The sequence below is a fragment of the Blastomonas sp. CCH1-A6 genome (genome assembly GCF_001556365.1).
In the GTDB taxonomy this organism is placed as follows: Bacteria; Pseudomonadota; Alphaproteobacteria; order Sphingomonadales; family Sphingomonadaceae; genus Blastomonas; species Blastomonas ursincola.
This window is the reverse complement of sequence record NZ_LSIS01000283.1, coordinates 1-18,058: the sequence shown is the minus strand read 5'-3', so window position 1 is coordinate 18,058 and position 18,058 is coordinate 1. Positions and strand designations below refer to the sequence as shown.

Here is an 18,058-nt window from a genome sequence, read left to right as displayed (position 1 = left end):
CACTTAAGCTCAGAAAATGCCCATGGCCAGCCCCGCCCCGAACATCGCGCCCAATTCGCTGCAGGGGGCGAGCGCGGCCGCGTCCGGATGCTTGGGCGCGGCAATGGCCTCGGGCGTTTGCGCGTGTGTGCAGACGATCAGGCTCTCGGCGATGCGCTTCAATCGCCAGCCGGTAGCGATCCGCTCGATCTGCCGCACCGCCCCTGCCCCGTCCGATCCCGCCGCCACCGTCGCCGCATAGGGCCGCCCCTCGATCCGCCCCAGCAGCGGGTAATAGCAGCGATCGAAGAACTCCTTCATCGCCCCGGTCATGCTGGCGAGATTCTCGGGGCAGACGAAAATATAGCCCGAAGCGGCAATCAGGTCGGCGGCCTCTGCTTCCTCCGCCGCCACCAGCTGCACCGTACATTCGTTACGCGCAGCGGCAGCTGCCGCTTCCGCCATCACCTTGGAAGCGCCGGTGCGGCTGTGCCAGATGATCAACAGGATCGGCTGCTCTGTCATTCTGCCTTGATAGTGCCCAGCCTCCCGCAATCCAGTCCTTTCGACCCAGCACACCCTCGCCAAGCGGAATCGCGCTCGCTAGAGAGGGACCATGGCCACGCTCCACCCCGATCCCGTTCTCGGCATCACCCGATCGCTCACCGGTCAGCCCTGGCACTGGCGTGGTGCCGAGGGCGACCGGCGCGAGGCGGACCTGCAGCCCGACGACCTGGTGTCGCTGCTGCTGCTGAGCCGCGGCGTGCCGCGCGACGATCTGGAGCGGCATCGCGCACCCACGATCCGCGGCTTCATGCCCGATCCATCGATCTTCCGCGACATGGACAATGCCGCCGACCGCCTCGCCCAGGCGGTGATCGCGCGCGAGAAGGTCACCATCTATGGTGATTATGACGTCGACGGCGCGACCAGCGCGGCGCTGCTGATCCGGCTGCTGCGCGATCTGGGCCTGGACGCCGGCGCCTATATCCCCGACCGGCTGATGGAAGGCTATGGCCCCTCGGGCGCGGCGCTCACCAAACTCGCTCAGGACGGGTCGACATTGATCGTCACCGTCGATTGCGGCGCGATGGCCTATGAGGCGCTGCAGATGGCGCACGAGGCAGGCGTCGACGTCGTCGTGGTCGATCACCACAAATGCGCCGCCGAGCTGCCGCGCGCCTTTGCCCTCGTCAATCCCAACCGACTCGACGAAGAGGACGAGGCGGCAGCGCACGGGCATCTCGCCGCTGTCGGCGTCGCCTTCCTACTCGCCGCCGCTGTGGTCCGCACGCTGCGCGCGCAAGGCTTTTTCGCCAGCCGCACCGAGCCCGCGCTGATGGAACTGCTCGATCTGGTAGCCTTGGGCACCGTCGCCGATGTCGCGCAATTGAAGGGCCTCAACCGCGCATTCGTCGCGCAGGGGCTGAAGATCATGGGGCGCAGGCGCAATATCGGCATGGCGGCGCTGATCGAGGCCAGCCGGCTGACCCGCGCCCCGGTCTGCTCGGACCTGGGCTTTGCACTGGGTCCGCGAATCAACGCGGGCGGGCGCGTCGGATCGGCGGACTTGGGCGTGCGGCTGCTGACCACGCAGGACGAGAGCGAAGCGCGCGCCATCGCCGCCGAACTGTCGCGCCTCAACGACGAGCGCCGCGCGATCGAGGCGATGGTGCAGGAAGAGGCCGAAGCTTTGCTCTCTGCGCAGCACAACCGCGCGGTCGCGGTGCTCGCGGGCCGCGCCTGGCATCCCGGCGTCATCGGCATCGTCGCCGGGCGGATCAAGGAAAAGACGAATCGCCCCTCGCTGGTCATCGCGCTCGACGAGTCGGGCATCGGCAAGGGATCTGGTCGCTCGATCCCCGGCGTCGATCTGGGCGCGGCGATCATCGCGGCCAAGGATGCAGGGCTGCTCGTTGCGGGCGGCGGCCATGCCATGGCGGCAGGGCTGACGATCAACGCCGACCTGCTCGACCGATTCGGCGAGTTTCTGGAAGATCGGCTCGCCGCCCCGGTCGCCGCTGCCTCGGGCGCGGCGCGGCTGCTGGTCGATGCGCTGGTCGCGCCGCGCGGGCTCACCCCCGATCTGGTCGAGCGCATGGAGGCGGCGGGCCCCTATGGCATGGGCTGGCCCGCGCCGCGCCTCGCCACCGGGCCGGTGCGAATCGTGCGCTGCGACGTCGTCGGCACCACGCATGTCCGCGCGATCGCAGCGGGCGATGACGGCGCATCGTTCAAGGCGATGGCATTTCGCAGCGTCGATACCCCGCTCGGCCAGGCTTTGCTCGGCGCCCCGCGCGACCGGCGTTTCTGGCTCGCGGGCCGCGTGAAGATCGACAGCTGGAACGGCAATCATGCCACCGAAATGCATATCGACGACCTCGCTCCGGTCGATTTTTGAAAAAGCGAAAAAAACCGGAAACGGGCGCTTGACTGCCCCCGATCAACTGCTTAGAGGGGCGCTTCCCGCACAGATGGCCCCTTCGTCTAGCGGTTAGGACGCGGCCCTTTCACGGCTGAAACACGGGTTCGATTCCCGTAGGGGTCACCACGGATGCTTTCGCATAGCATGCCGGATGGTGCCAGCGATAATGAATCGCTCCGGTTGTCCCCGATGTACTGATTCCCCACTGGGCTGGCCGCAAGCCGTTGTATTGGCAATAGTCCCATTGTTTCGCGCTCGGCGATGCATGCTGCCCGATCATTCCGGCCTGGATTCGCTGCGATTGCCCCTCCCCCGGAAACGCCGGCGCGATCGCTGCGAAAAGCCGCTCGACCAGCGTTCGCCTGCCCTGTGTGATCGGTCGCCTCAAGCCTGTGAGTTTGCTTGATTTTCCACATGCGCCACCCGATGGTGGTGCCAACGGAAACAATCTGGAATCGGCTGCCGCCGGGTCGCGGATCCTATCAGACAGGAAGAGGGGGCGTAGATGAAGCTCAGACACAAATGGATCGGGCTGGCGATGTGCTGGTTGCCCGCCAGCGCCGTGCTGGCGCAGGACGCGAACGAGCTCGACAAGGCCAAGGAGGCCGCCGATGCGCCGTTGCCCGAGGACGAGCAGGCCTATTTCACCTCGCTGACCTGGCGCAATATCGGCCCCGATCGCGGCGGCCGCTCGATCTCCGCCACCGGCAGCGCGGCGCGCCCGCATGAATATTATTTCACCGCCGTGGGCGGCGGCCTGTGGAAGACGACGGATAGCGGCCAGAGCTGGAAGCCGGTCACCGACGGCCAGCTCGATACCGCCGCAGTCGGCGGGGTCGCGGTGTGCGAGGCCAATCCCGATATCCTGTACCTGACCACCGGCGAGACGCAGCTGCGCGGCAACATCCTGCCCGGCAATGGCGTGTGGAAATCGGTCGATGCGGGCAAGACCTGGGCGAAGACCGGGCTTGCCGATGTCCAGAATTTCGCGCGGGTGCGGATCGATCCGGCCAATTGCGACACCGCGTTCGTCGCGGGCTTCGGCCATTATGGCGAGGCCAATGCCGAGCGCGGCGTGTTCAAGACCACCGACGGTGGCAAGAGCTGGCGCAAGGTGCTGTTCCGCGACGCCAAGACCGGCGCGGTCGACATCTCGATCGATCCGAAGAACCCGCGCAACATCTATGCTGCGCTCTGGGAGGCGTGGCGCAAGCCCTGGGGCATGAGCTCGGGCGGTCCCGGCAGCGGGCTGTTCCACAGCACCGATGGCGGCGAGACGTGGAAGGAACTGACCCGCGCGCCGGGGCTGCCGCAAACGGGGCTGATCGGGAAGATCGGGGTCAGCGTCTCGCCGGTCGATGCAAATCGCGTCTACGCCATTGTCGAGCATGCCGAGGAAGGCGGGCTGTTCGTCTCCGACGATGCCGGGGCGAGCTGGCGGCGCAGCAACGACAGCCGCGACCTGCGCCAGCGCGCCTTCTATTATTCGCGCCTGCTCGCCGATCCGGTCGAGAAGGACCGGGTCTATATCCTGAACGTCGACTTCTTCCGATCAGACGACGCGGGGGCGACGCTCAAGAAGATCAAGGTGCCGCATGGCGACAATCATGATCTGTGGATCGACCCCGCCAACAACCAGCGAATGATCCAGGCCAATGACGGCGGCGCGAATGTGAGCGTCAATGGCGGCGAGAGCTGGACGCGGCAGAATTACCCGACCGCGCAGATGTACCGCGTCTCGGTGAGCAGCCATTTCCCCTATTTCGTCTGCGGCGGGCAGCAGGACAATTCGACCATCTGCGTGCCCTCGCGCGACTGGAAGCATGTCAATGTGCTCGGCGGCGGCCAGTACGGCTTTGCCGCGGGCGGCGGCGAGAGCGGCTATGTCACCAACGATCCGCTGAACCCTGAGATCTTCTATGCGGGCAGCTATGGCGGCACGCTCGACCGCTATGACCGCGCCACCGGCCAGGCGCGCGCGATCAACGTGCTGCCCGACAATCCGATGGGCTATTCGGCGGGCGAGATTGCCGAGCGGTTCCAGTGGACCTTCCCGATCGTGTTCGACCCGCACGATCCCAAGAGCCTCTATGTCACCTCGCAGCATGTCTGGCGCAGCCGCAACGAGGGGCAGAGCTGGGAGAAGATCAGCCCCGACCTGACGCTGGCCGATCCCAAGACGCTCGGCCCCTCGGGCGGACCGATCACGCGCGACCAGACCGGCGTCGAGACCTATGCCACCGTATTTGCGCTCGCCCCATCGCGGCGCGAGCGCGGGCTGATCTGGGCTGGGTCGGACGATGGCCTGGTGCATGTGACGCGCGATGGCGGCGGCAAATGGTCCAACGTCACGCCCAAGACGCTGCCGCGCTATGTGAAGATCACGACGGTCGAGGATTCGCCACATTCCGACGGCACCGCCTATATGACCGGCCATCGCTTCCTGCTGAACGACTTCAAGCCCTATGTGCTGAAGACCACCGACTATGGCCGGACCTGGACCTCGATCGCTGCGGGCCTGCCTGCCGACGAGATGGCGCGCAGCATCCGCGAGGACATCGTTCGCCCCGGCCTGCTCTATCTCGGCACCGAACGCGGCGTCTGGGTATCGTTCAACGGCGGCAAGGACTGGCGCAAGCTACAGCGCAACCTGCCGGCGGTTCAGGTCTCGGACCTCGCCGTCACCGCCAACGATCTGGTGATCGCGACGCATGGCCGATCGTTCTGGGTGCTCGACAATATCGGCGTGCTGCGCCAGCTCGAAAGCGGCGCGCCGCGTACCGAGCGGTTGTTCGCCCCCGCTCCTGCGGTGCGCGAGGTCGATGAGGGCGTCGCGATCGACTATTTCCTGCCCACCCGCCCCAAGACGCTGGCGCTCGACATTCTCGGCCCCGATGGCGCGCTGATCCAGAGCTTCGCGGGCAATCCGGTCGAGCCCAAGAAGGACGAAAAGAAGGACGACGAGGACAACGACCCGTTCAAGCCCAAGCCCAAGCCGACCACGACGATGAAGCCCGGCCTCAACCGCTTCGTGTGGAAAATGCGCTACCCGGGCTTTACCGATTTCCCCGGCATGATCCTGTGGACCAGTCGCAACGGCGGCATCACGGCGGCACCGGGCCGCTATCAGGCGCGCCTGACCGTCGACGGCAAGAGCTTCACCCAGCCGTTCGAGATCCGCACCGACCCGCGCCTGACCAATGTCACCCAGGCGGACCTGGTCGCGCGGTTCGATTTCGCCAACCGCGTCAGCAGCCGCGTCAGCCAGGCGAACGAGGCGGTGCTGCTGATCCGCGGCATCAAGGAGCAGACCGCAGCAGCGGCGGGCAATGCCTCGGCCAATGCCGCGCTACGCACATCCCTAGGCGCGTTTGATGCGAAACTCAGCGCGATCGAGGGCGAGCTCTACCAGGTGCGCAACCGTTCGCGTCAGGACCCGCTCAACTATCCGATCAAGCTCAACGACAAGCTCGCCGGGCTGATCGGCGTTGCGGAGAGCGCCGAGGCGCGCCCGACCGATCAGAGCGAAGCGGTGTTCGCGACGCTTTCGGCCGAGCTCGACCGGCAGCTGGCGGCACTCGAAGCGGCGATCGGCAGCGATATGCCGAAGCTCAACGCCCAATTGAGCGCGGCGGGCATCGCCGAAATCGTGCGCAGGCCGCTGGCCGTGCCGGCGGCCGATCCGGCAGCCGAATGAGAGCACGCTGTCTGGCGGCGGCGCTTGCGGCTCCCGCCATAGTGACGACCGGAACGGCGGCGGCCGAAACCAGGCTGCCGCCGATCACCGTCACTGCCCCTGCCCAGGCCGGGCGGGTGCTGCCGCCGCAGACGGTTGTCACGCAGGACGAGCTGGTCGATCGCCAGCCGCGCAGCCTTGCCGATGTGCTGCGCGGCGTCGCAGGGGTGACCGTACGCGCCAATTCCCGCGGCGAGACGGTGGCGCGCATTCGCGGCGCGGAGGAACGCCAGACGCAGGTGTTTCTCGACGGCGCGCCGCTCGCCGTGCCCTGGGACGGACGCGTCGACCTGGGCCTGCTGCCCGCCGGGCTGATCGGCGATGTCCGCATCACCAAGGGCGCCGCGCCGATCGAATATGGCACCAATACCGTCGCGGGCGTGGTCGATTTCCAGACTCGGCAGAGCGCGCAGGGCAGCTTCGCGCATGCCGAAGCGGGCAGCCTGGGATCGGGCAGCGCATCGGTGGTGCTGGCCGAACGGATTGGTGCGGTCGAGGCGACGCTGGCGGCGGGCGGGATCACCCGCGATGCCGAACCGCTCGCCGGGCCCCTGCCCTTCAGCCAGGCCTCGCGCAGCCGGCGTACCAACAGCGATCTCGACGCCGCCAGCTTCTTCGCGGCGCTTGGAACCGAACAGGGCGATCTTCGCCTGCGCGCCTCGGTGCTGCACCTTTCGGCAGAACGCGGCATCGCGCCCGAATCCGACCGACCGGCCGAGGCGGGAACGCGCTTCTGGCGCTATCCCGATATCGCGCTGACCCAGGCGACGCTGAACCTGGGCCTGACGCTCGGCGACCATGCCGAATTCAGGGCGACGGCCTGGCATCAGGATTTCAGCCAGCGCATCGCACAATATCGCAGCGTCAGCTATGCCGCGCTGCGCCGCACGCAGGACGATGACGACAGCACCACCGGCGGGCGGATCACGCTGGCGCACCGGCTGGGGCCGCTCGACCTTCGCTGGGCGGCATCGGCGCAGTCGAGCACGCACCGGCAGGTCGAGACCGATTTCCCCTCGGGCATCGCAGGCCCCCGGCTCAGATATCGTCAGAATCTCTACAGCGCGGGCGTGGAGGCGGACGCACAGCTCGCCCAGGGCATCCGCGCGACGCTGGGCGCAGCCTATGATGCGGTCGACAATCCGCTGACCGGGGACAAGCCTCGCCAGCCCTCGCTCGGCGCCGGCGCCTTTTCCTCGGCGCTGCAGTTCGATCTGGGCAACGGCGCGGCGCTGACCTTCAGCGGCGGCAGGCGCACGCGCTTTCCGACCGCGCGCGAGCTGTTCGGCGAGGCGCTGGGCCGCTTTGCGATCAATCCCGATCTGCGGCCCGAACAGGCCTGGCTCGCCGATGCCGAACTGCGGCTGACGCGTACCGGCTTTGCGCTGACGCTCAATCCGTTCCTGATCCGATCGGAAAACACCCTGGCGCAGCGCGTGCTCGCCGATGGTCGCCGCCAGCGGTTCAACCTTTCCGGCGCGACCAGCTTCGGCATCGACGCCAGGCTGGCGCATGACCTGACCGAAACGCTGCGGCTCGAGCTGTCGGGCACCGCGCTCAGCGCACGCGCCGATGCGGGCAGCGCCCCCATCCGCCGGCTGCCGCAACGGCCTTCGTACGAGGCGCTGGCGGTACTCGACTGGAACGTTTCCGGCAGGTTCGATCTGCGCGCCGAGCTGCGCGCGATCGGCAAGGCGATCGATCTCGATGCTGCAGGCCAGCGGGTCGAACTGCCCGCGGCTGCGGAAATCGCATTGCGCGCAGCCATCCCGATTGCGCGCATGGGCGCACGCGACCTCGTGCTCACCTTCGCCGTCGACAATCTGACCGATGCGCAGATCTTCCCGCAGGCAGGCCTGCCCTCGCCCGGCAGGCTGTGGCGCATCGGGCTGCGGTTCGACTAGAGGCCATGCAGCCAGGGCAGCGGGCATTGAGGGCCTCCACAGATACCGGACACCGCATGGCCGGCGTCGCCCATGGCGCTAGCGCTGCAGCCGTGACGGGTTGAACAGGATCGAAAAATAGATCCCGTCATCCTGCAGGTTGCGATTGCCCGCTACACGCGTCTTCTGGAAGTCATGCGCCCAGGTGACGCGAGCGCTCAAGGCGGGATGCGGCGTCCAGGCCAGCGACAGGCCCGCCCCCGAGATGAAATCGCGCGGAGGATTGGGCGGCTCGCGGTTCCTGAACCAGGCTGCGTCGACAAAGGCGCCGATGACGAACTGGCCCGGCCCGGTGACGTCTGCTCCACCCCCAAGGTTCAAGGGCTGCGATAGCTCGATCGAGCCGATCACCGCATTGTCGACCAGATAGAGCGTTTCGCGATAGCCACGGACCGAGTTGAGGCCACCGATCGGTAAGCGCTCTCCGGCATAAGTCACGCTGCTGCTATACTGGGCCGTCAACCGACCGCGCAATTCGGTTCCCGCTCCATTGAGCCTGCGCGCGTAATTTGCTTGGCCGAGCACGCCGATGAAATTGCGGTCGGGAGCCGGAACTCCGGCAATGTCGCTTCGGGTGCCATCGATGCCGACCGAAAGGGTGACGCTGAGCGCCAGCACCTGGCGGATCGAGCGCGACACGAAATCGAGTGCCAGGCGCGCAGCGTAATAGCGCGACACGCCATCGACCGATCCGGGCGCGAAGCTGAAGCGCTCGCCCAGCAGGAAGGTTTTCGTGTCACGGAAATCGAACTGCGCGCGCGCTACCAGCGAGGTCGAGGGCGCGAATGTCCCGTCGCCTTTGGGCATGAGCGGGGTCTTGATCAGTTGATGCGCCAGGCCGGTGTAGAGCTGGATGCCCTCCGTGCGAATGTCCAGCGGCGCGAGGATGGAATCGACCACCGCCGCATCGTTGAAGCCCAATCCCACGAAGAACTGCCAACTTGGCGAGAAAATGGGTTCCTCGAAACTTGCCGCCACATCGATCACCCCGCGTGTCCGCCCGAATTCGATGGCGAGCCGGTCACCGGGTGTCAGCAGATTTCTGATGCTGCCGCCGATCGCCGTGCGCTGCGCGCCGATGGACGGCGTGCGGCTGTTGGCAAGGCTGATATACGCGTCCAGCCGCTCTGCAGGCATGACCGTGACCGCCAGCGCCGCTTCGCCTGGTCGGCCATGGGGGCGCAGATCGGCATTGACGGTGGTAACCGCAGGATCCTCTGCCAGCAGCCGGAACTGGCGCTCGAAATCAGCGGCATTGAACGGATAGGCCGTGGCGGATGGCAGCCGGTCGAGGACGAACCGGCGGTCCAGCCCGCGTCCGGGATCGGCTATGTTCAACCCGTCGGCCGCCACACGGCCAAGCACCAGCCTGAGCCGCAAGGGGCCGCTTTCGCGGATCGGCGGCTGGCTGGGGACTAGCAGACCCGAATTGACATAGCCGTTCACGGCGAACTGCGCATTGATCAGCTGGATCAGCGCGATGATCCGGGCGTAGGGAACAGGCGGGCCGACCAGATCGTTGGCGGCAAACTGGCGCTGCACCCAGGCGGGGTCGATGAGTTCGTCCGGCTCCAGTGAGACGACAAGCCCGCTTGCCGCATCGCGGGCCGGTGCCCATGCCTCAACCGGCTTCATGGCGCGGTCACCCTCGACGATGAGTTGGGTCAGCGTGACCGCCCCCTGGTCCGGGACGCCGGGGACATCGCCGGGCACGCGCGTAACCGATGGCGCCGTCGGCGTTTTGGATGGGCCGGGTGCCGGGCGCGGCACCGGATCGGCATAAACGGGGGGCGGCAGCCGTGATGCGCCCGCATCCGGTCTCAGCGCTCCATCCGGCACCACCTGCGCCGCCGCCGGTGCCCAAAGGCCCGACATGAGCGCGATCAGGCCTGCGGTCGCAAGAGCCGGTCTCAGCCGCACGGCCGATCCGGAGCGGCGCGGTCCAGCAGCGCGACAGGCTCGGCTGGACGTTCACCGGGTGCGGCCTCGGGCTCTGCTAGGCCATAGGGTCCAATCGCGGCGATGCTCAACTGGCTCGCCCCGCCGCCGGCACGCGCCGCCCGGCACCGTCCTGCCAGCACCGCACTTGCATCGAGCAGGTCGATATCCCTCGGCTCCTCACCCGAGGCGACATAATCGAGCTGGCCTTGGAAGACGAAATTGCCGTTGACCCGGATCTGATCGAGCCGGTCGGCGGCATCGATATAGAATTGCGAGCGAATCACGACATTCGCCCCCGCCTGCTCGCCCAGCGCGAATATGTTGCCGCCCTGGCTGATGATGGCAAGCGGATTGCCGATGGTGATGACGCCGCCGGTGCCTGGCCCCGACGACGTCGTCACGATGCTGGGCCCGAACGCCCCATCGCTGAGCCGCAACAGGCCCCCCGAGGGAAGGTCCAGGCGGATGGCCCCGGCGGGACCGAAAGCCGAATTGGTGGTGATCTGCGCCCCATTGGCGAGCGTGAGATCGCGCGCACCCACGGTGATCGTCCCCGCGCTCGCCGCGTCGGTCGCGAGCCCATCGTTGCTCGAGGCAATCCGCGAGCCATTGGCCAGTACGATATCCCCGGACGTGGTGATGGTTATGTTGCCGGCACCGCCCCGGGCCGCCGGTGCCACTGCGGTCGCAATCGCCGAATTGTCGAGCCGGAGTTCGCTCGCCGAAATCGAGATCGATCCGGCATTGCCCGCGCCCGTCGTGCTGCTGGTGACCGTCACGCCCCGCTCCATGGCAAGGCCTTGCGCTGCCCGTATGGTGATCGACCCCGCCTGCCCCAGGCTGGTGGTATCCGAACTGATCAAGGCACCATTGGCCAGGCTGATGGTATCGGCGGTGATCTGAAGCGTGCCGGCATCGCCGGTGCCGGCTGCGGTCAGCTCGATGCGACCGCCATCCATGCGGAAATCTCTGGCGGCAATCCCGATGTCTCCCGGGCTACCCGACCCCAGCGAATTGGCGGTGATGCTGGCGTTTCCACTCAGCCGGATGTCGGGAGCCTCGAAGCGGATCAAGCCGGCAAACGCCCTTCGGCCGCCGCTGCTGTTGTTGCTCGTGATGGCGGCATTGCCCGCGAGCCGGATCGATTCGGCCGCCCTGAACTGCACGAACCCGGCGACGCCACGCGAAAGACCGTTGGTCTCGATGACGCTGGCGCCATCGACGACTATGGTGCGGCCATCGACGAAGATGTTCCCGGCATCGCCTAGCCCTGTGGAGAGCGCCGATATCCGCGAGTCCCGGATCCTGACATCGCTGCCTTCCATCGCGATGAACCCCTGCAGCCCGGTTCCGCTCTGGTTGCTGAACAGCGTGGTCCGGTCCAGGATAAGGGCATTTCGCGCAGTGAAGATGATCGCTCCTGCTCCCCTGTCGCCAGACGCGCTCGTGTTGATCAGGCTGTCCGTGAGCGTGATCGAATCGGTGGCGAACATGACCAGCGTTGGCTCGAACAGTGCGTCGACGCTTATCGCCGTTCGCGACATCACGATCGATCCGGCATCGATTTCCACATCCTCGCGGGCGGACGTGATCGTGGCATTGCTGACAGTGAGGCGGCCCGTGGCGATCATCGGGTCGGTGCTGTTCGGGTTGATGGGCAGCACGACGGGACTGTTGCCCGCTGCGATGAGCCGGAAGCCGGATCCCCGCGAAAATCGCTCCCCGACGACCAGCGCACGATCGGAAATGGAAAGGTCGCGCCCGGCCAGGGTGATGGCCCCTGGCGCTGCGATCGGCCGACTTGCCGGGCTGCCGAAGACCGCCAGCGCGCCCTCGGTTCCCTGAAACCCGAAACTCTCAGGGACGGTCATCGAGAATGTCGATCCGCCGGGTGTGACCGCCGAGAAGCGACCACCCCTGAAAAAATCGAGATGTGAAGCGGCGGCAAAATGCGCGCCGGCCGCGACATTGAGCTGCGCATTCTCGCCGAACACGATGCCAGCCGGGTTGATGAACCAGAAATCCGCATTGGGAAGCGCGGCGCTGTCGATCGTGCCATTGATTGTCGACAGCTCGCCTCCGGTCACCCGCGTGATGACGTTCTGGATCAAGGCGGGATTCGCGAAAGAAAATGTCCAGGCTGCGGTATCGCCTGCATTCAAGCGGAAGGTAGCAAGCGAGTGGAACAGGTTTCTGCCGGCCAGCCTGCCGCCGTCAATCGTCGTCCGGGTGCCGTCGCGGTTGACGATGGTCCCCAGGTTCCGGTCGGGGGCCGTATCGGCGACAATGACCGTCTGCGCCTGGGCGGCGATCGGCAGCCATGCAGGCAGGGCCGCCATCAGCGCGGTACCCAGCAGGGTGCGGCGCCGCGTCATCGCCAGGCCCCCAGCAGCGTGAACGCCGCCCATATATTGGGATCGGAAAACGCACCATCGGCAAGCAGAGCGAGCTGGGCCTGGCGCAACGCCTCGGCCTTGCTCTGACCCGCATCATAGCCCGCGTAGAACTGCCGCATCAGCTCTGCCGTGCCTGCATCGTTGACCTGCCAGAGCGAGGCGATCGCGCTGGCAGCACCGGCCTGGATCGCGGCGCCGGCCAGCCCCATATTGGCCTCGTCGTCTCCGACGGCGGTCTCGCAGGCGCTGAGCACGATGAGGTCGAGCGCTCCGCCACGCGCCGAGTTGCCGGCAATCATCCGGCGCAGTTCTGAAAGCGGGATGGCTTCGCCATTGGCGACGATGAAGCTGCGGTTGGAGCCGCCGTTGAACGAGGCGTGCGTGGCCAGGTGCAGGACATCGATCGCACCGCCCCGCAGCGCCTCGGCCAGATCGGCGCGGCGGAAATCCTCGATGAACCGGCTGCCCGAGCGCTTGCCGACGGCAGCGGCTATGCGCGCCTCCTCGGTCGTCCCTTCGAGCGCCGGAAAGGTGCCGCCGAAAATCTCGACGCTTTGCTGCAACGAGGCCGCAACGACGCGAAGCTGGTCATCGCGCCTGCCGGAACCAGGCTGCGAATAACCGAGCGCAGGGCTGCCGCCCAGCCGGGTGCGCTCGACGAGGAAACGACCTGCTGCATCGGGCAGCGCCGCAAAGGGCAGCGCGCGCAACGGGCCATCGGGAATGATCACCAGGGTGGTCTGGGGCGAGAGCAGTGCTGCCACAGGCTCGATGAGCAGCGCATCAAGCTCACGCGCGGGCTGGCGCCATGCATCGTCAAAGCCTTCGCTCAGCCCCAGATTGACCTTTTCGACCAGCGCCGCGACGCGCTGGCGATCGGCAGCCTGGTCAGGCGGCAACCGCCTGTAGATGGCCGGTCCGCCCGATGCCGGACGCTCAGCCAGGATGATCTCGAGCCGGTCCGCGAGCAGAACCGGATAGAGCAGCACCTCGCCCGCCGCGAGGTCCGATGGCGTGAAGGCAATGCGCGGCGGCACGCATTCGCTGCCGAACAGGCTCTGGATCTCCGCCTCGCGAAAGGTCTCAATCATTGCCTGTGCGGCGAGGATCACCTCTCCCTCGCGGCTGTCGCCCGGCGGGATCGACGACAGCGTCACATCGACCGCCTTTTCGAAGACCTTGTGCATCCGCAGGGAAAAGGTGGATTCTTCGGTCAGCGGATCGACCGCGGGCAAGAGCGGCCTTATCGCCTCGAGCGCCCGGTAGCCGGCAAGCGCATGGGCAGCGCGGTGCTCCGGGTCGATCTCTGCCAGCAGCACGTACCATTCGGGCAACCGCACGGGTATGGGACGCTGCGCCTCGAGAAAGATCGCCTGGTTGATGCGTTCGCGCGCGGTGCCCGCATCTCCTTGCGCCAATGCCAGCCTCGCCTCCATCGCAGCCGCATAGGCCGCGCTGGCCACGTCGTTCCCTGCCGCAGAGCGCATGGCAGCGATCCGGGTGCCGAGCGTCGCCGCATCGACCGCCCTGCTTTCGAGCGCCACTTCGGCGAGCCGCCCGGTGATCTCGCTGCGCATGGCCGCGCCCGAAATGGATGCGGCGGCGGCAAAGCCCTGCTCCAGAGCGCTCGCGATGGTCGATCTGAGAAGGTCCTGACGGTCGTCGGATTTGGCCAGCAGGCCGAGGCCAATTCTTGCAAGGCGCAGCTGCGCCAGTGCTGCTGTCTGGTAATCCTGTGTGGTCAGGCTGCGCACCGATGCGCAGCGCAAGGCGACGGACGCGACATATTGCGGTGGCGTCGTGCCCAGCTGGACCGCGGACAGGGCGCCGCAGACGCCGTCGCCGATCGCATCGGCCTGCGCCACGGTCTCCACCGCGCCGCGCGTTCCCGATCGCGAACGTCTCGCCCCACGGGTCGCCGGTATGGTTGCTGCATTGAGCGACACCAGACCCAGCCTGTAGGCTGCGCGCGACGCGACCTGCTGTTCTCCGGCGGCCTCCGCCATGCGGAACGCGGTCAGCAGAAAGGATTGCGCTGCAGATTGGGTCCCGCCACTGCCGGTGCGCATCAGTTCGCCCGCTGCGGCGCAATAGGCCGCAAGCTCGCGCAATTCTGCGGCACCCGATGCTGCGTCCTCTAGGTTGAGCAGTTCCATTGCGCCGTCGGCGCTTTCGTTCGATCCGCTGCGGCGCGCCAGCCGCTGTTCGATCATCTCGGTCGATCTGCGCAAGGCCGCGCCATCGATCGGTGCGGCCGCACGGCCCCGGTCAAACGATTGGCACAGTTGCGCCGGACTGGCGGCAAGGACGGGCGATGCGCTCATGATGAGCCCAGCAGCAGCCAGCTTGCCGACAACAGTCAGGACCCCGGTAACGAGGCCGCGCCGAGAATGAAACATCCCTGCCATCATCAAGCCCTTGTCTGGGGTGAGGCTCCGCTGCCGATCGGAGGGCTGTGAAAGTTATGCCTAGCCAATGGCAAGTTACAAGTCGATTTCCCAAGGCGTGCGCCAGGGCTCGACCGGTCGTTACCGTCAGCCCGGTGCATGGCGACTCGCACACCGCTCGCGGGTCAGCACGCACCATCAGATTGGAACAGAAATTTTACATCCCGAAACAAGCTGCGGCACTGCGCGACCCGACGGCTCGCCACCTTGTCGGACGGACTTTTGGCCGATCCATCGGTGCACTCTGTCAGACTGGCTGGACAGGGGCATCGTCGAAATGACTGCATTTTGATTTCAAACAGTTTTCTCCGGTTAATGCACGCGCGGACATGGCCAATCCTCCTGCCGGCATTAACCAATCGATCGATAGCTCATCGAAGTTGAACGGGTCTGATTATCGATCAGAACGCGCTTCAAGGTAGAAAATCTCGGTAATTCTACGGGAAATTTCCATTAACCATTGCTTATGCAGTGCCGGATTAAGCGGTGTCATCCAAGCTGGACAGCGGGACGCCAGAGGAGACCGACATGCTTAAAGACTTTTACGCCCATTATCCAATTCGCAAGAAATTCGACATAATCCTCGGCGTGCTGCTGGCCATTGCGATTATTCCCGCCGCGCACAGCGCTGTCGAACTCGTCGGCGGCAACGGCGACGTCCTGTGGGAAATGATCGGCGAGCTGGCGGTGCTGATGGCGGTGGGGGCGTTCGTGCTATATGCAAAAAAGGCGGTCTGTGACCCCTATGTGAATACGGTCGTCCGTATGGAGGGGCTTGCGGCTGGCGATCTGGACAGTGCCATCGCCTTTACCGATCACCGCGACTGCGTCGGCCGGATGAACAAGGCGATGCTGGTGTTCAAGGACAATGCCGCCGAACGTGTCCGCGCGGATGCGGCTCTGCGCGTGGTCGTGTCCGAGATAACGTCGGGCCTGCATCACATGAAGAACGGCAATCTCAGATATTCGATCAACTCTGCCTTCGACTCCGAATTCGACAGCCTGCGCCGGGATTTCAACGACACCATGGGCCAGCTTTGTCAGCTGCTGACCCAGACATCGAGCGCCGCGTCGAACGTGCTCAACGGCGCCTCGGAAATCCGCTCGGCCTCGGACGATCTGGCCAGCCGCACCGAACAGCAGGCCGCCAGCCTGGAGGAAAGCGCCGCAGCGATGCGCGAAGTCACCGGCATGGTGCAGCAGACCGCGCAGAACGCCTCTGAGGTCGGCAAGCAGGTCAGCGAGGCGCATCACGCCGCAACCGATGGCGGGGCCGTCGTGCGCCGCGCCGTCACCGCGATGGACGCCATCCAGAAATCCTCGAGCGAGATCACCAACATCATCGATGTCATCGACGGCATCGCCTTCCAGACCAATCTGCTGGCATTGAATGCCGGGGTCGAGGCCGCACGCGCTGGCGATGCGGGCAAAGGCTTTGCGGTGGTCGCCAACGAGGTGCGCGCGCTCGCACAGCGTTCCGCCGATGCCGCCAAGGACATCAAGGAACTGATCACCGCTTCGACCGCAGGTGTGTCCGACGGCGTGGCGCTGGTCGATGAGACCGGCACCGTTCTCTTGCAGATCAGCGACCGCGTCGCCGCGATCAACACGCGAATCTCCGAGATCTCGTCGTCCGCCCAGGCGCAGGCGCTGCGTCTGCAGCAGGTGAATCTCGCGGTGAACGAGATGGACAAGATGACCCAGCAAAATGCTGCGATGGTCGAGGAATCGAACGCCGCTGCCCGCAGCCTTGCAGAGGAAGCCACTGATTTGGCTCAGGTTGTCCAGCGCTTCCAGACAGGAAACATCGCGCCGATCAAGCAGCCTGCGGCCGCGAAGGCACCCCGCCGTGCCCCTGCCGCACGCACGCCGATGGTTTCAGGAAACCTAGCATTAACCATTTCCGAAGAAGACTGGTCGGAATTCTGAGGAACAGGAGAACAGAGTGATGCATCAACTGACTCTGCCCAGCCGGTGCGATCGCGCGAGCGCGATCTCGCTGCATGCCGAATTGCGCGACAAGCTGAAGGCAGGACCGGTGGCGATCGACGGGTCGGATGTCACTGCGCTGGGCCAGGCCATGCTGCAGCTGCTGCTGAGCGCGCGCCAGACCGCCAACCGCACCGGGCAGGCGCTGACCATCACTCCTTCTGAAAAAATGCGCGCGACACTGACCAATGCCGGAGCCGATCCGGACATGCTGTGCGGAAATGGAATGCCGTCATGACCAACGAGGAAATCCGTACCATCTTCTTCGCCGAGTGCGAGGAAGCTCTGGCCTCCGCCGAACGGGCGCTGACCATCTGCAAGAGCCAGCCCGACAACATGGACGCGGTCAACGACGTGTTCCGCTCGGTCCACTCGATCAAGGGTGGTGCGGGCGCGTTCGGCTATACCGCGCTGCAGGTCTATACCCACGGGTTCGAAACGCTGCTTTCGGATGTGCGCGACGGCATCCTGCCGATGACCGAGGATCTGCTGTCGCTGCTGCTTCGCGCGCTCGACCTGCTTGGCGACCATGTCGCACGGGCGCTCGAGGGCAGCGAAGCGCCCGATGACAGTGCGATGATCGCCCAGCTTGCCGCTGCGCAGCAGGGCGGCGGCGCTGCGGCTGCCGCTCCCGCCGAAGCTGCTGCTGCTCCCGCTCCGGCAGAAGCGGCGCCCGAACCGGTTGTCGAAGCGGCGCCCGAAGCGCTCACCGCCACCGAATCGTCTTCCGACGTCGACGATCTGCTCTCGTTCGATCTCGATGCGATGCTCAACGACATCGCCACCGAAGTCGCACCCTCCAAGCCCGCCTGGCGCGTCACCATGAAGCCGCAGGCCAGCGCCATGCTGAACGGCGGCGAACCGCTGCTACTGCTACGCGAACTGCGCTCGCTGGGCGAAGGCACGGTGCGGCTCGACACCAGCGCGCTGCCCGATCTCGACAGCTTCGATCCCGCCGGTGCCTATCTGGCCTGGGACGTGACGCTGCCCGGCGATGTCGAGCGCGATGCGATCGAGGACGTGTTCGGCTTTTCGGGCGACGACCTGGATGTCGCGATCGATTCGGGCGGGCTGACCCCCGAAGCTGCGCCTTCGGCTCCTGCCCCGGCGGTCGAAGCCGCACAGGCCCCCACCCCCGTGCCCGCCGCAGCGGCCGGCGCGGGTTCTGCCACCGGCTCGGCGACAGGTGCCGCTGCGGCGGG

The 18,058-nt window shown here is 66.3% G+C and carries 10 protein-coding genes and 1 tRNA gene; 7 read left to right on the top strand and 4 right to left on the bottom strand.

Annotated features, from left to right (window positions below; genetic code table 11):
* Positions 1 to 9: 9 nt before the first annotated feature.
* Complete coding sequence (locus AX735_RS13440) at positions 10 to 504, bottom strand: NAD(P)H-dependent oxidoreductase (RefSeq protein ID WP_066281094.1); 495 nt, start codon at positions 502 to 504, stop codon at positions 10 to 12.
* A 91-nt stretch (positions 505 to 595) separates the two neighbouring features.
* Between AX735_RS13440 and recJ the strand changes: the two genes are divergently transcribed.
* From recJ to AX735_RS13420, 4 genes are all read left to right on the top strand, one after another.
* A complete protein-coding gene (recJ, locus tag AX735_RS13435; RefSeq protein WP_066281091.1) occupies positions 596 to 2,380 on the top strand; it encodes a single-stranded-DNA-specific exonuclease RecJ in 1,785 nt (594 codons plus the stop codon).
* A 75-nt stretch (positions 2,381 to 2,455) separates the two neighbouring features.
* Positions 2,456 to 2,530, top strand: a tRNA-Glu gene (locus tag AX735_RS13430).
* A gap of 379 nt (positions 2,531 to 2,909) precedes the next feature.
* Positions 2,910 to 6,101, top strand: a complete 3,192-nt coding sequence (locus AX735_RS13425) for a sialidase family protein (RefSeq protein ID WP_231750118.1) — start codon at positions 2,910 to 2,912, stop codon at positions 6,099 to 6,101.
* Positions 6,098 to 8,044: a TonB-dependent receptor domain-containing protein gene (locus tag AX735_RS13420; RefSeq protein WP_082751097.1), complete on the top strand. Its 1,947-nt coding sequence runs from the start codon at positions 6,098 to 6,100 to the stop codon at positions 8,042 to 8,044. The genes AX735_RS13425 and AX735_RS13420 overlap by 4 nt, the downstream gene beginning before the upstream one ends.
* A 78-nt stretch (positions 8,045 to 8,122) precedes the next feature.
* On the opposite strand, the gene AX735_RS13415 is transcribed toward AX735_RS13420, so the two are convergent.
* Genes AX735_RS13415 through AX735_RS13405 form a run of 3 tightly spaced genes read right to left on the bottom strand, consistent with a single transcriptional unit; the run spans position 8,123 to position 14,744 of the window.
* Positions 8,123 to 10,003, bottom strand: coding sequence for a ShlB/FhaC/HecB family hemolysin secretion/activation protein (locus AX735_RS13415; protein WP_066281088.1), 1,881 nt, complete (start codon positions 10,001 to 10,003; stop codon positions 8,123 to 8,125).
* Complete coding sequence (locus AX735_RS13410; RefSeq protein WP_171007707.1) at positions 9,994 to 12,399, bottom strand: two-partner secretion domain-containing protein; 2,406 nt, start codon at positions 12,397 to 12,399, stop codon at positions 9,994 to 9,996. The genes AX735_RS13415 and AX735_RS13410 overlap by 10 nt, the downstream gene beginning before the upstream one ends.
* Positions 12,396 to 14,744 carry a CHAT domain-containing protein gene (locus AX735_RS13405; protein ID WP_171007708.1) on the bottom strand — a complete coding sequence of 783 codons (2,349 nt, stop codon included), beginning with the start codon at positions 14,742 to 14,744 and terminating at the stop codon, positions 12,396 to 12,398. Before AX735_RS13405 ends, AX735_RS13410 begins: the two co-directional genes overlap by 4 nt.
* Before the next feature lie 651 nt (positions 14,745 to 15,395).
* Between AX735_RS13405 and AX735_RS13400 the strand changes: the two genes are divergently transcribed.
* The 3 genes from AX735_RS13400 to AX735_RS13390 all read left to right on the top strand — a co-directional run.
* Positions 15,396 to 16,796 carry a methyl-accepting chemotaxis protein gene (locus AX735_RS13400; RefSeq protein WP_066281174.1) on the top strand — a complete coding sequence of 467 codons (1,401 nt, stop codon included), beginning with the start codon at positions 15,396 to 15,398 and terminating at the stop codon, positions 16,794 to 16,796.
* Positions 16,797 to 16,815: 19 nt separating this feature from the next.
* Entirely contained in the window at positions 16,816 to 17,094 is a 279-nt protein-coding gene (locus AX735_RS13395; protein WP_060977763.1) for an STAS domain-containing protein, read from the top strand.
* On the top strand, positions 17,091 to 18,058 hold a 968-nt coding region (locus AX735_RS13390; RefSeq protein WP_202189580.1), incomplete at its 3' end, for an Hpt domain-containing protein. The genes AX735_RS13395 and AX735_RS13390, both read left to right, overlap by 4 nt.